General features: G+C 60.0%; 11 protein-coding genes. 9 read left to right on the top strand and 2 right to left on the bottom strand.

Annotation, left to right across the window (positions count from 1 at the left end):
* The first annotated feature begins 46 nt into the window (after window positions 1-46).
* The 7 genes from NKH98_RS11675 to NKH98_RS11645 all read left to right on the top strand — a co-directional run bounded on the left by NKH98_RS11675 (window position 47) and on the right by NKH98_RS11645 (window position 9,714).
* On the top strand, window positions 47-1,090 hold the full coding sequence (locus tag NKH98_RS11675; protein ID WP_352898724.1) for a zinc-dependent alcohol dehydrogenase family protein: 1,044 nt from the start codon (window positions 47-49) through the stop codon (window positions 1,088-1,090).
* Window positions 1,091-1,435: 345 nt separating this feature from the next.
* Window positions 1,436-2,977, top strand: a complete 1,542-nt coding sequence (locus tag NKH98_RS11670; RefSeq protein ID WP_502894237.1) for an acetolactate synthase large subunit — start codon at window positions 1,436-1,438, stop codon at window positions 2,975-2,977.
* 480 nt (window positions 2,978-3,457) lie between these two features.
* Window positions 3,458-4,555, top strand: a complete 1,098-nt coding sequence (locus tag NKH98_RS11665) for a LacI family DNA-binding transcriptional regulator (RefSeq protein WP_352898530.1) — start codon at window positions 3,458-3,460, stop codon at window positions 4,553-4,555.
* A gap of 164 nt (window positions 4,556-4,719) precedes the next feature.
* The gene (locus tag NKH98_RS11660) at window positions 4,720-5,673 is read left to right on the top strand and encodes an ABC transporter substrate-binding protein (RefSeq protein WP_352898528.1); all 954 of its coding nucleotides are present in this window, start codon (window positions 4,720-4,722) and stop codon (window positions 5,671-5,673) included.
* Window positions 5,674-5,744: 71 nt separating this feature from the next.
* On the top strand, window positions 5,745-7,268 hold the full coding sequence (locus NKH98_RS11655; RefSeq protein ID WP_352898526.1) for a sugar ABC transporter ATP-binding protein: 1,524 nt from the start codon (window positions 5,745-5,747) through the stop codon (window positions 7,266-7,268).
* Window positions 7,265-8,302 (top strand): ABC transporter permease subunit, encoded by a 1,038-nt coding sequence (locus NKH98_RS11650; protein ID WP_352898525.1) that lies wholly within the window; start codon window positions 7,265-7,267, stop codon window positions 8,300-8,302. The genes NKH98_RS11655 and NKH98_RS11650 overlap by 4 nt, the downstream gene beginning before the upstream one ends.
* Before the next feature lie 62 nt (window positions 8,303-8,364).
* Window positions 8,365-9,714 (top strand): hypothetical protein, encoded by a 1,350-nt coding sequence (locus NKH98_RS11645; protein WP_352898523.1) that lies wholly within the window; start codon window positions 8,365-8,367, stop codon window positions 9,712-9,714.
* Between the two features lie 84 nt (window positions 9,715-9,798).
* On the opposite strand, the gene NKH98_RS11640 is transcribed toward NKH98_RS11645, so the two are convergent.
* Together NKH98_RS11640 and NKH98_RS11635 are read right to left on the bottom strand one after the other, a co-directional pair.
* A complete protein-coding gene (locus tag NKH98_RS11640; protein WP_352898520.1) occupies window positions 9,799-10,176 on the bottom strand; it encodes a hypothetical protein in 378 nt (125 codons plus the stop codon).
* 276 nt (window positions 10,177-10,452) lie between these two features.
* Entirely contained in the window at window positions 10,453-11,937 is a 1,485-nt protein-coding gene (locus NKH98_RS11635; protein WP_352898519.1) for an NAD-dependent succinate-semialdehyde dehydrogenase, read from the bottom strand.
* Window positions 11,938-12,063: 126 nt separating this feature from the next.
* On the opposite strand from NKH98_RS11635, the gene NKH98_RS11630 reads away from it, so the two are divergent.
* Together NKH98_RS11630 and NKH98_RS11625 are read left to right on the top strand one after the other, a co-directional pair.
* A complete protein-coding gene (locus NKH98_RS11630; protein WP_352898517.1) occupies window positions 12,064-12,402 on the top strand; it encodes a tRNA-binding protein in 339 nt (112 codons plus the stop codon).
* A 52-nt stretch (window positions 12,403-12,454) separates the two neighbouring features.
* Window positions 12,455-13,639, top strand: a complete 1,185-nt coding sequence (locus NKH98_RS11625; protein ID WP_352898515.1) for an NAD(P)/FAD-dependent oxidoreductase — start codon at window positions 12,455-12,457, stop codon at window positions 13,637-13,639.
* Window positions 13,640-13,659 lie beyond the last annotated feature (20 nt).

Raw genomic sequence — 13,659 nt, 5'->3', positions numbered from 1 at the left:
GCGGCGCTCAAGCCGGGCCTATTCAGGCAAAATCAGGAGGCAGTTGGTGAAAGCAGTTGTATATGAGACTTTTTCGGGACTGCCAGAGATCAAGACTGTCCCCGACCCGAATGGAAGCCCGGGCGGCGCGGTCATAAAAGTCGAGGCTACCGGTGTCTGCCGTAGCGACTGGCACGCATGGGTGGGGCACGATCCGTCCATCGTTTTGCCGCATGTGCCTGGACACGAGTTCGCCGGCACTGTGGTGGCGAAGGGCAAAGACGTCACGCGGTGGCAGGTTGGCGATCGCGTCACGATGCCGTTTTCATCAGGCTGCGGCCACTGTCATCAGTGCCGAACCGGCCATCAGCACATCTGTGACGTGCCATTTACACCCGGATTCTCGCATTGGGGATCCTTTGCGCAGTATGTCGCCGTCGAGCAAGCCGACTTGAACCTCGTCCGCCTGCCCGATGCGCTCGAATTCAAGGCCGCGGCAAGCCTCGGCTGCCGTTTCGTCACTTCGTTCCGGGCCGTCGTCGAGCAGGGGCGTCTGAAGCCGGGCCAGTGGCTGGCGGTCTACGGATGCGGCGGCGTCGGCCTGTCGGCCATCATGATCGGCCATGCCATGGGCGCCCAGGTCGTTGCGGTGGACATCACGGCCGAAAAGCTCAGCCTTGCGAAGTCCCTCGGCGCGACCATCTGCATCAATGCCAATGATTTCCAGAACGTCCCAAAGGCGGTCGTCGAGGCCACCGGCGGTGGGGCACACGTTTCAATGGACGCGCTTGGAAACAAAGTCACCTGTTTCAATTCGGTCAAGAGTTTGCGCAAGCGGGGACGTCACATCCAGGTCGGTCTGACCCTCGGGTCGCAGAGCTCTCCCGAGATACCAATGGAGGACATCATCATGGGGGAACTGGAGATCTACGGAAGCCTGGGCATGCAATCTCACGCCTATGAGCCGATGTTCACCATGATCGGTCAGGGACTGCTTCCTATCGACCGCCTCATCGGTTCCACCACCGATCTCGCGGGCGCCATCACGACTTTGATGAAGATGGACAAGACGGATGTGCCGGGCGTGACTGTGGTCACCGACTTTGGTTGATCCCCAATTTTATGCAACCTTGGGTCCAACCATCGTCGTGAAAGGGATAGTGGGAAGTGCTTATGATTTACATGGGGAAATTCTTGGCGGCGAATGTTGACAAGCGCACATTCTGCGTACCTGGCGAATGAACTGCGCCACTTAAGTTGCAGACCAAACTTGTAGGTCGACCCGTCTATCCCCCGATTCGCCCCCTGACCTGCGGCAGAACCGCCACCGCAGGCGATCGCTTTGCAAAGCTGAGCGCGGCTGTTTCAAATTTTGCGGAATGACCCCCCAAGGTGGGCATGTCCGCCACGATATGGGGAGTTTTCGATGCCTGAGCATCAGTTGAGCAACGCAAAGATGAACGGTGCCGAAAGCTTGGTTCGGACGCTGCTCGCATCAGGGGTTGACACATGCTTTGCCAATCCGGGCACGAGCGAGATGCATTTCGTGGCAGCGCTCGACCAGATACCGGGAATGCACTGCGTTCTGGGCCTTCAGGAGAACGTCGTCACCGGTATGGCCGACGGCTATTTCCGGATAGCAGGAAAGCCCGCCTGCACGCTGTTGCATTGCGGGCCTGGCCTGAGCAACGGGCTCGGCAATCTCCACAACGCCCGCCGGGCAAAAAGTGGCATTGTCAATATCGTCGGTGACCAGGCGACATATCACCGGCCCTTCGATGCGCCCCTAACTGCCGATACCGAAGCACTCGCCCGCACGGTTTCCGGATGGGTTCGCACCAGCTTGTCATCGGCAAATGTCGGGCGCGATGCCGCAGTGGCTGTGCAGGCAGCGCACGCGGGCGGCGGCAGCATCTCGACGCTAATCTTACCCTCCGACGCATCATGGGACGAAGGCGGTGAAGTGGCTGGGCCTTTGCCAAAAGCAGGCTTCTCGCCGATGGATCCGTACGCGGTCGAAGGTGCAGCTCACATCCTCCGCGACAACAAGGACGTGCTGCTGCTCTTGGCTGGCGGAGCCGTTCTCGCGCCGGCGCAGGCACTCGTCGACCGAATTGCGCGCGCCACCGGCGCCAGCGTCATGGGGGATTTCGTGAACGCGCGGCTGGAGCGCGGCCAGGGGCGCATGCGTCTAGAGCGTGTGCCTTATACTACAGATGCGGCGGTGAATGCCCTGGCGCGTTTCCGCCACATCATTCTCGTCAACGCCCGTGCTCCAGTCGGCTTCTTCGCCTATCCGGGGAAGCCTTCCCGCCAGTATCCCCCAGATGCCCAGATCCATGTTCTCACTCGGCCCGAGCAGAATCCAGTGGCTGCATTGGAGGCACTTGCCGCTGCGCTAGGTGCACCCAAAACCGCAGCCTTTGTCTCGGGGCGCCGGCCTGAACTGGTCACTGGCAAACCATCTCCAGAGGGTTTGGCCCAGACACTGGCCGCTGTGATGCCGGAGCACGCAATCATATCCGACGAAAGCGTCTCATACGGGCGGGGCTTCTACCAACACACTTTCGATGCGCCGCCGCATGATTGGCTTCATCTGGCGGGGGGCGCCATAGGCGATGGGCTTCCTGTAGCGACAGGTGCAGCAATAGGAGCGGATGGCGATCGCCGCGTCATCAGCCTCCAAGCTGATGGGTCGGCTATGTATTCTCTACAATCGCTTTGGACGCAGGCGCGTGAGCGACTGCCCTGCACGACGATCATCCTAAGCAACAGAAAATACAATATACTAATCGGCGAGTACAAGGACGTCGGGGCGGTGCCTGGGAAGATTGCCATGGATATGCTGGATCTGTCGAACCCTGACATCGATTGGGTCAAGCTCGCAAACGGGATGGGCGTTGAAGCAGCTCCCGCTACCACACTCAAACAATGCGCTGACCTGATGCGGCAAAGCTTCAAGCAAAAAGCTCCGTTTCTGATCGAATTGGCCATCTAACATGACAGCGAGCGTTTTCATTGATCTCTGACGTCAGCAGTTAGTTTCGAACGCTAAAGGTCCGCAGGATCTGAGGAGTATGACAGGCCATGGCGTTCCGACAAGGTCGCGGCCAGGAGAGGCTCGTTCTGTGCACACGCTTCCTGAGCGATAGGACAGCGAGGGCGAAATGGAGGTCTAAGCGGGCTCGGCACTTCGCCTTTCAGGATGATGCGATCGCGCGGGCGCGCTCGCGCGGGATCGGCCAGCGGCACCGACATCAGGCTTGCGCCTCGGCGTGCGGTGGTCTCTCGTAGAGTTCCGCCTCAGGTGCGATCTCAACGAGCTTTCCCAGATACATGACCGCCACGCGGTGTGATGGCGCACAACCGATAACGTGCGATGAAGACAAACCGTTGACAACGCGCTTAGTGGTCGAGTATTAAACCTAATCGTTTAGGTTACGCCTGTGGGCTGACTTGACGACCGGAGGATCGACCCTTGGCAAGATCAACGATGCGCGACATCAGTCGCGCAACAGGCCTGTCTGTATTCACGGTGTCGCGCGCTCTCAGCGGAGCCGACGGGGTCTCCTCGGCAAGCCGACAGCAGGTGCTGAAAGCTGCGAGCGACCTCGGATATGTCCTTAACCGCGCGGCCCAGGAATTGCGCCGGGCCAGCCGAGACTCGGTTGCCGTCATTACCGCAAGTACCTCCAATTCCTATTACCTCGACCTGATGGCAGGCATCCAGCAGGCGCTGGAACCGTCCGAGTGGACGGTGGTTGTCGGCGACGTCGCGGTCAACGGCCTGTATGACGCCCGTCTGGAGGACAGGATGATCCACCGCTTAATCGAGTCGAGGACCGCCGGGGTAATCTCGACGCTGACGCTGACGGCCGAGAACACGCGGCTGCTTGAGCGCTGGGACATTCCGCTGGTCTTTGTCGACTCCTCGCCGCCTGCCGAGGCCTCGCATACGCCAAGTGTGACGACCGACAATTACAACGCCAGTCTGATGGTGGGCAAACATCTCGCCGATCATGGGTACAAGGACTGGCTGTTTCTGGTTTATCCGTCGAAATGGTCGACGCGCTTCGATCGCGAACGCGGCATAAGAGAGGCAGCGCGGAGCCACGGGGCCGACCTCTTGGTCCTGGAATCGGAGAACGACGCACAATCGGGTTACAGCACACTGGCGCGCCATCTCGACGTGACCGGCAAGATTCCGCGCGCGCTGATCGCAGGCAACAACCCGCTGCTGCTCGGCTCCATGAAACTTGCTGCCGAAAGGCGCATCGCAATACCGCAGGACATGGCCGTTGTGGCCTATGACGAATTCGCCTGGTCGGAGCTTACCGATCCGCCGATGACGGTGTTGAACGAGCATAGCGAGCAGATCGGACGCCTTGCGGCAGTGACCCTGCGCAGGATCATTGACAAGCAGGTCGAAGCCGAGAAGCAGGGCAAGGTTGCGACCCCGATCTATCTTCCCGAGGATCAGCAGCGTGTGCCTGCCCGTCTGACAATTCGCAGCTCCTGCGGATGTTCGAGAGACGGAGCCCATGCGCGCGGGCCGATGGCCTCGCAAGCAGCCTAACGACAACTAGAATTGGAAAGATGATGACCGAATGTTTCGCGCCAAACCTAAACGATTAGGCTAACCGAAATTCGGAGTCTGACCGCGGTGATTGTCGCGGCTCGGCAGCGAGGAAACCGTTTTTGCCGTCACATCACGACGGCGACCAACAAGGAGGAAAACCCATGAAAGCAACCACTAATATCCGGCTACTTGCCGCCGCATCCCTTCTGACGCTCGGCTTATCCTGCGGGGCATCACCGGCAGGGGCCGAAGGCAAGCTTCCCAGCAAGATCGAGAAAATCGGCCTGATGGTGCAGGACATGTCCAATCCGTTCTTCTCCGCCATGACGAAAGGCGCGGAAGATGCAGCCAAGCAGATCGGCGCCACCGTCAACGTGCAGGACGCGCAACTCGACCTAGCCAACCAAAACACCCAGATCGACGCCTTCATGCAGCAGGGCGTCAATCTGATCGTCATTTCTGCGGTAGACGAAGCCGGCATCGAGCCGGCTATCCAGCGGGCCAAGGAGGCCGGCATCATCGTCATCGCAGTCGATACTCCGGCTCACGGTGCCGACGCGGTGATCATGACCAATGCCGTACAGGCGGGCGAGAAATCATGCGAGTACCTGTTCCAGCAAATGGGCGGAAAGGGTCAGGTGCTCCTGGTGGACGGCACGCCCATCCAGACCATCATCGACCGTATCAATGGCTGCAAGACTGTCGCCGCGAAGTTCCCGGGCATCAAGATTGTCGGGCAGCAGGCCTCGAAGAATGACCGCGCCTCCGGGCTCGCCGTGACAACCGACATGCTGACGGCCAACCCGGATGTCACGGGTATTTTCGGCATGAACGACCCCTCGGCGCTCGGCGCCGTGCTTGCAGTCGAGCAGGCCGGCAAAACCAGCCAGATCAAGGTCACTGGCGTGGACGGCAGCCCCGAAGCGGTCGCCGAACTGAAGCGGGAGGGGTCGCCGTTTATCGGCTCTGCCACGCAGAACCCGGCGGAGATGGTGCGCCAGGCGGTTAAGGTCGCGCAGGACATGATTGCCGGCAAGGCGCCGAAGGACAAAACCATCCTTATCGAAAGCGTTCTGGTCACTCGCGACAACGTCACCCAGTATCCGGGTTGGTAAAATCTCCCAAAACCAGCCCGGCGGGGAGCGGCCTTGGCGCTGCTCCCCGTCTCAAGACCAATGAGGCTGCGATGAGCACCCAATCCCCACTGCTCGCCATCGAAGATGTTTCGAGGCGCTTCGGTGCCACACTGGCGTTGAACAAGGTTCGTTTCGATCTGCGAGCGGGCGAAGTGCATGCGCTGATGGGCGAAAACGGTGCCGGCAAATCCACCCTGATGAAGATTCTTGCCGGCAACATCCAACGCGATGCGGGACGTATCCTGATCGACGGCATCGAAGTCGAAATCCGCTCCCCGATCGAAGCCACAGCCCACGGCATTGCCATCATCCACCAGGAACTCAACACGGTGTCTGACATGACCGTCGCGGAGAATCTCGCACTTGGATGTGAGCCGCGCACGCGTTTGGGCATGCTCGACCGTGGCCGCATGGAGCAGCAGGCGCGTGAGAAGCTGGCACGCATCCATTCAACCATCGATCCGCAGCGACCGCTGGGTTCCTTGAGCGTCGGCATGCAGCAGATGGTCGAAATTGCACGCGCCGTGGGCGAAAATGCCCGCGTGCTGGTGCTCGATGAACCGACGGCGGCGCTGTCGCGCGCCGAGGCGCAGGAACTCTATCGGATCATCGCCCAAATGCGCTCGGCGGGCGTTGGTCTCATCTACATTTCGCACCGCATGGAAGAGGTCTGGCAATTGGCGGATCGCGTCACCGTTTTGCGTGACGGCGGCTATGTTGGAACCGGCACACTTGCCGAGATCAGCCCGCCGGACGTGGTGCGCATGATGGTCGGCCGTCCAGTTGCCGACCTCTACCATCACGACAAACGCAACCCTGGTGCCACCGTTCTCGAGGTCGCGGACCTGGCCAGCGAGAACGTCGGCCCGGTCGACCTCTCGGTTCGGGCCGGAGAAGTTGTGTGCATGGCGGGGCTGATCGGCTCGGGCAGGACCGAAGTCGGACGCCTGATTTTTGGAGCTGACCCACGCACCGCTGGTTCAGTCAGAATCGAAGGGCGTCCCAGTCGCCCGTCGGACCCATTCGAGGCGATTGCCGACGGCATCGGCATGGTGCCCGAGAACCGCAAAGAGCAAGGCCTGTTCCTCGAGCATTCGGTGGAGGACAACATTGCGATCAGTTCACTCGACCGCTTCGTCGCCGGAGGCGTGGTCAATCGGACGAAACGGCGCGATGCGGTTATGGAGCAGATGAAGAGGCTCAAACTCCGGCTCAACGCAGTCTCGCTGCCTGTGAAGGCCCTGTCTGGAGGAAATCAGCAAAAGGCGGCACTCGCGCGATGGCTGCTTCGCGATTCCAAGGTGCTGATCCTCGACGAGCCGACGCGCGGTGTCGACATCGGTGCAAAGCGCGAGATCTACGAGGAGATCGACCAACTCGCCCGCGCCGGGAAGGCCATCCTGATCATATCGTCTGACCTGCCGGAGGCGATCGGCATAAGCGATCGCCTGATGGTCATGCGCGAGGGCAGGATCGTGTCCGAATTGGTTTCGGAGAAAACATCGGAAGAAGAAGTGATGCTTCATGCGACGGGCACCGCGATCCGTGGCGGAAACACAGGAGTGCGACCGTGAATGCCGCTCGCGACGAGACCACTCAGGCGACACCAACCGCTCCGGATCGCGCCCCCTTCGATTTCGCCAAATGGTGGGATCGCGTCGGCATCCTCATGGTGCTGATGACGCTGGTGATCCTAATGTCGGCCATCGCGCCGAACTTCAACCGCGTCGACAATCTGCTCAACATTGCACGTGCCATATCGGTGAACGCCATCCTGGCGGCTGGCATGACGCTCGTCATCCTGACCGGCGGCATCGACCTTTCCGTCGGATCGATTGTTGCGGTTTCCGGTGTGGTCTCGGTCATCGCTGCCATCGCTGGGGTGCCAGCACCGGCTGCGATTTGCATTGGCGTTGCCGCCGGCGCGGCCTGCGGCCTGATCAACGGAGCGCTGACCGCCTACCTCTCGCTCGCGCCATTCATCGTCACCCTGGGGACGATGACCTTCTTGCGTGGCCTTGCCTACACCATCACCGAAGGCCAGCCGATCGTTTCGAGTTCCCTCAACTTCAAAGCCATCGGCAACGGATACCTCTGGGGTGTGCCCATGCCGGCCCTCGTGATGGCGATCGTCTATCTGATCGTGTGGTTTATCCTGGAACGGACACGCTATGGCCGCCACGTCTATGCCGTGGGCGGCAATGCCGAAGCCGCCAAGCTCGCCGGCGTGCGGGTCAAGCGAGTCATCACATCCGTCTATGTCCTGGCAGGCGGTTGTGCCGGCCTCGCAGGCGTCATCTTCGCCGCCCGCGTCATCTCGGCCCAGCCTACCGCCGGCACCGGCTACGAACTGGACGCAATCGCGGCGGTGGTGCTCGGCGGCACCAGTCTTGCCGGCGGCCGTGGCCGAATTGTCGGCACGCTCATAGGATCTGTGATCTTGGGCGTGCTGGGCACGGGTTTGATCCTGCTCAATGTGCCATTCTTCACCCAGCTTCTGATCAAGGGGGTCGTCATCATCGTGGCCGTCGCGATCGATAGTCTGAAGCAGCGGTCGGGGCTTTTCCGCTTCAGCAAAAAAGTGCCGCCCCGTGGCTCCGGCCGGTAACCACCACCTCCTAGCGGCGCCGCTTCATCCGAGCCCGCCACCCTTGCACTGGAAGAACCTGCATGACCCTTGCCGTCACCATCACAGATCCTCTCGCCGGCCGGCGCGACCATGAGCCGATCGTCTTTTCCGTCACGGCGGATCTACCGCATGCCCTGTGGTGGGCTCGCGACGATGCCGGCAACCGGGTGTTGTGCCAGCGCCTGACGCAGGCCAAGCCAGGAGAAACGCGATTCGTGGCGACCATAAGCTTCGTTGGCCGTCTGCGACTGACTATGAATGAACCATGCGATCCTGCTTCGGTTGACATTTCCGGCCTTAAGGTTCTCGAAGGCAGGGAAGCGGATTGCTTTGTGCGCCTTGACACTGGCGCGTTCGACCTTGAGCTCTGCTCCGGCACAGCTCGAGGCCTGGGCTCCTCTAAATGGGGGGTTCGTCACTTCCGGTCATTGCTTGACGATTTCGAACTGCTGCCATCCGGCAACAATGCAATGGGCGGCTTTTACGGGCCTTTCTTCACCCCGGAGAATGGCCTCATCAACCCTCCCGAACACACGACCGTTAACATCGAGACGCTGGAGTGTGGTCCGGTTCTGCACCATTATCGCATGCACGGCACGATCCCGGATGGCCTGCTGGATGAACTCAAGGGCAAGCGTTTCTCAATCGACTGGGTCTTCACCTACGGGACGCCTTTTTTCCAGCGCCGCTATTGGGTCGATCCGTTCCAGACCGTCATCAACGGCCGCTCCGTCGCCAACAAGATCACCGTTGGCGATGAGTTCGAGGGTGGCAACGGCAAACTCGTGTTCGACCGCTTCGCCGCCTATGGCGGAACGCGCTATCGGGCAGGGGACCCCTATGCCGGCGAGCTCGTCGCGATGGTGGCGGACACGGTGACCAACTCGCCCAGCCAAAGCCGGAAGTTCGAGGAATTCCGTTCGCATCTCAGCGACATCGAATCCGCGCATTGGGATCTCTATTGGCGGCTGTTCTGCAAATGGGAGGGCGTGCTCGGGGAAAATGAGCTGCGTGATCGGCTGGCGCGCGTTCGTGCCGCCGCGCACGTCAAGGCTGACCTGACGGATCGTCGTTGGGTCCTGACAGATCAGCCTGTCGATGTTTCCGCGGTCGAGCACGAAACGATATTTCCTGGTCCAGCCGACAAGACCGTGGAATTTGACGAGGCGACGGGTCGCGCCATGATCTGGTGGACATCGGAGCCGTCCGGGGCCTTCCAGATCGTCCAGCGACGGCAGTCCGGGTGGGTCAATTGGGGCAGCAACGGCGAGAATGAATGCCCGGAGCTTCCCGTCGGTGTGCAGATCAAGACCGCTTATGGCTATTTCGCCGATCGCTGGCAGGCCGTGGCAGATCAGCTGGAGATTGCCCCGATCGTGCGCGCCGAATAGAAGGCGCTCCGAAGCATGACGTCCTCTTGCAAGGCTCGATGGCGGCTTGGCCGAGTTTCGCTGATTGGACCGTTTAAGGGTTATTCAGCACTCTTCGGGCCATTGCGCCTCAGAACCGATGTGCTGCGTTCTCACTACACTATCGAAGGGAACGACAGCCCAGAGCGTGTTGTCGCCCTTCCCATGCCATCGCGTAAGATATGCGGACCAGCGCCCGAACCCAAGATGCAGGATCAAGTAGTACGCTATTCCACCGCCTAGACTGCGACGCTTCCACAATGCGCCTACCTTCAGACGGAAGCCACGGGGAGTGTTGCTGAAAAGGAAAAAGACATCCGGATTTGAATGGGCGGTTGCGCGCGTAGCTTCTCCTGTCACCTCCAAATCGAAAGCAAGTGTTGCGATTTTTCCCTTCAGCGAATGCCCGTCGATATTGATGTAGTTTGTGCTGGGCTTGCGCATCGCAACTCATTTCTGCAACATTATGCCGTTTCGGCGTCGGAGACAGCGGTCCACCTGAACGCCTTGAGACTTGATCCGCCGTGAGGAACGAACGACGCGCCGATGTTTGTCGGAACGTTGACCTCTGGTGGACGCAAAGCTACTTCTTGAACCAAACGACTATCGCAATGCCCAATATGCAAAAAAGCACGTAAAGCAGAGCCGCGATGCGTTCGCGCTTGGGCGAAAGCTTTGGCGTGTTCTCATCAGGCGGCGAGATGCGCTGTTCCATACCACCTAGATCCCACGAAGGTGGAGCGTTTTGAGTTCCAGAAACTCCTCCAGCCCGTGATGCGATCCCTCGCGACCGAGGCCGGATTCCTTGATGCCGCCGAAGGGCGCAGCTGTGGTCGATACGGATCCCGCATTGATTCCGACCATCCCGAACTCAAGAGCTTCGGCCACGCGGAAAGCGCGTGAGATGTCTCGTGTATAGAGATAGGATGCTAGACCAAACGGAGTGTCGTTCGACATTTCAATGGCTTGCTCTTCGGTCGAGAACCTGAACAGCGGGGCCACCGGGCCGAACGTCTCCTCCTTGGCGATCTTCATCTCAACCGTGGCATCCCGCAAAACCGTCGGCTCATAGAATAGACCTGATCGCAGCTTGCCGCCGACGACTACGGCTGCACCTTTGGACGTGGCATCATCGACATGTTCCTGGATCTTGGCTATCGCCGCCTGATTGATCATAGGACCAATGGCGGTGCCCTCCAGAAGGCCGTCACCGACTATGAGCTTGGAGGTTGCCGCGGCAAGCCTCTCGGCGAATGCGTCATAGACGCCATCCTGCACAAGGATGCGGTTTGCGCACACGCAAGTTTGACCGCCGTTGCGGAATTTGCTCCCCATCACACCGGCGACCGCCGCGTCGAGGTCGGCATCGTCAAATACCAAGAAAGGTGCATTGCCACCCAGTTCGAGCCCGACCCGCTTCACCGTCGCTGCGCACTGCTCCATCAAAATCTTGCCAACGCGGGTCGATCCGGTGAAGGTCAGCTTCCTTACAACGGGGCTGCTCGTCAATGCGCGGCCTATTTCGGCGGCTTGGCCGGTCACGACGTTGATAACGCCATTGGGTATGCCAGCCCTTTCGGCAAGGACACCAAGAGCCAAGGCAGAGAAGGGCGTGAGTTCCGCTGGCTTGATCACAATTGTGCAACCGGCTGCCAGAGCTGGGGCCGCCTTGCGAGTGATCATCGCATTCGGAAAGTTCCAGGGCGTGATTGCAGCGACAACCCCTATGGGATGTTTCTGCACGATGATGCGGCCGTCAGCTGACGCTGCCGGGATCGTCTCGCCGTATACGCGTCGGGCTTCTTCCGCGAACCATTTCACGAACGATGCACCGTAGACGATCTCGCCGCGTGCCTCCGCAAGCGGTTTGCCCTGTTCCAAAGTCATGATCCGCGCAAGGTCATCACTGTTTTCAATGATGAGATCGAACCACCGCTCCAATAGCGCCGCGCGTTCACCTGCGGTCTTCCGGCGCCACGATTTGAAAGCCAGATCCGCGGCCGCAATAGCGTCTTGTGTTTCCTCAGTGCTACATTTCGGTACATTGCCGATAATCCTGCCTGTGGCTGGGTTATCCACCGGAGTGGTGGCGGCACTGTTCGCTCCCACCCACTTTCCATCAATGTAGCACAGCTCGGTAAAAAGCGAGGGATCTTTCAGTTGCTGGGCAATGGTCACGGCGTTCTCCAAGGTTTGCCGCATCATCCGCCATCTGCTGCGGCACAATCTGCTGAAGCGATATCCAACATCGACAGCAACGCTCACAATTGCCCCGACGATCCATCCAACTTCGCTGCGCCACAAGCGCACAGTGGCCCAAAGAGGTGAGACATGGAAAAGGCCCAAATCGTCTATGACGATTTTGCAAAAGTTGAAATACGCATCGGGCGCGTTGTGGCAGTGTTGCCGTTCGAGCGTGCGCGACATCCCGCTTATAAGGTAGAGGTCGACTTCGGGCCGTTTGGTCGCAAGTGGTCAAGTGCTCAGATCACCAGCTATAAAGCGGATGAGCTGGTGGGTCAGCTGGTCGCCTGCGTGGTCAACATGCCGCCGCGCAACATCGCCGGATTTAGTTCCGAAATTCTAATTCTTGGAGCTCGCGATGCCGCTGGCGAAGTCAAGGTGCTGACTCCCACGCACAACATCGAGGTTGGCGAACCGGTATTTTAAAGTCTGTCGCGGGCACCCGTCCGAACGCAAAACAACGGCCTGAGGAACAAAGATGAGTGTAGAAACAGCAGACTTCATTGTCGTCGGTGCTGGCATCGCCGGCGCCTCAGTCGCCTACGAGCTGAGCTTGCATGGCAAAGTCATCGTTCTCGAAATGGAGTCGTCGCCGGGTTACCATTCGACCGGCCGATCTGCGGCTGTGATGTCGGAAAACTATGGCCCGGCCCTTTGGAGCCGGCTTGTCACCGCATCCCGAGCTTTTCTCGAGACGCCTCCGGACGGTTTTACGGACGTCCCGCTCGTCACACCCCGCGGGGCCCTCTTCCTTGCCCGCGATGGCGAGCAAGCGCAGCTCGCCGCGCAGGCGGAGGAGCTGCTGAGCAGAGGCGCGTCAATCGAGCTGACCTCTTCGGAAGAAGCTTTGCGGTTCTGCCCCGTCATCAGGACAAGCGAATTTGTCTCTGCGCTTTATGAGCCGGACTGTATGGACATCGACACAAACGCCCTCCTGACGGGCTATCTGAAAATGCTTCGAGCGCGAGGCGGACGGGTGGTCACAAACGGCAAGGTCGAAGCCTTGGAGCGTTCGGGCAACGTTTGGAGGATATCCACACCAAGCGGGTCATTTGAAGCGCCTGTGGTCATCAATGCTGCTGGAGGTTGGGTCCAGGAGATCGCGTCGCTTGCGGGGCTGCCCTATCGAAATGTCGTTCCGTTCCGCAGGACCGCGGTCGTGTTCGACCCTCCCTCGGGCAGTTCCATACAGAGTTGGCCGATGACATTCGATGTCGCCGAGACGTTCTATTTCAAGCCGGAAGCCGGGCGTATCATGGTATCGCCAGTCGATATGGCAGTGTCCGAACCCTGCGATGCGCAAGCAGATGAGCTCGAAGTGGCAATCGCTATCGATCGGATCCATACCTATACGACGATGGAGGTTCGCACCGTAAAGCACAAATGGGGCGGGCTGCGCACATTCGCTCCTGACCATGAGCCCGTTATCGGGCGCGACGCCGAAGAGCCTAGCTTCATCTGGCTGGCGGGGCAGGGCGGTAATGGCGTGATGGGCGGAGCGGCAGCGGCGCGGCTGGCGGCCAGCTTTGCGCGGAATGCCGAAATTCCATCTGACATCACAGCATTGGGCATTACGACAGAAAACGTGTCTCCCGGCCGCGCGTGCGTCCTCGACGCGAGTGGAGACAAGCCAGTGGTCGGGACGTTCGAAGCTTTCGGCTGATCCGCCAGCCGATCTGACCC

This window comes from Mesorhizobium sp. M0833, from assembly GCF_040319905.1.
GTDB lineage: Bacteria > Pseudomonadota > Alphaproteobacteria > Rhizobiales > Rhizobiaceae > Mesorhizobium.
Note: the sequence above shows the minus strand (reverse complement) of the source record. Positions and strands in the feature narration are given on the sequence as shown.

Coding starts and splice junctions, on each gene's coding strand:
- NKH98_RS11670 (WP_502894237.1), top strand. CDS start 1,436: ATGAACGGTGCCGAAAGCTTGGTTCGGACGCTGCTCGCATCAGGGGTT.
- NKH98_RS11660 (WP_352898528.1), top strand. CDS start 4,720: ATGAAAGCAACCACTAATATCCGGCTACTTGCCGCCGCATCCCTTCTG.
- NKH98_RS11655 (WP_352898526.1), top strand. CDS start 5,745: ATGAGCACCCAATCCCCACTGCTCGCCATCGAAGATGTTTCGAGGCGC.
- NKH98_RS11645 (WP_352898523.1), top strand. CDS start 8,365: ATGACCCTTGCCGTCACCATCACAGATCCTCTCGCCGGCCGGCGCGAC.
- NKH98_RS11640 (WP_352898520.1), bottom strand. CDS start 10,176: ATGCGCAAGCCCAGCACAAACTACATCAATATCGACGGGCATTCGCTG.
- NKH98_RS11635 (WP_352898519.1), bottom strand. CDS start 11,937: ATGATGCGGCAAACCTTGGAGAACGCCGTGACCATTGCCCAGCAACTG.
- NKH98_RS11630 (WP_352898517.1), top strand. CDS start 12,064: ATGGAAAAGGCCCAAATCGTCTATGACGATTTTGCAAAAGTTGAAATA.
- NKH98_RS11625 (WP_352898515.1), top strand. CDS start 12,455: ATGAGTGTAGAAACAGCAGACTTCATTGTCGTCGGTGCTGGCATCGCC.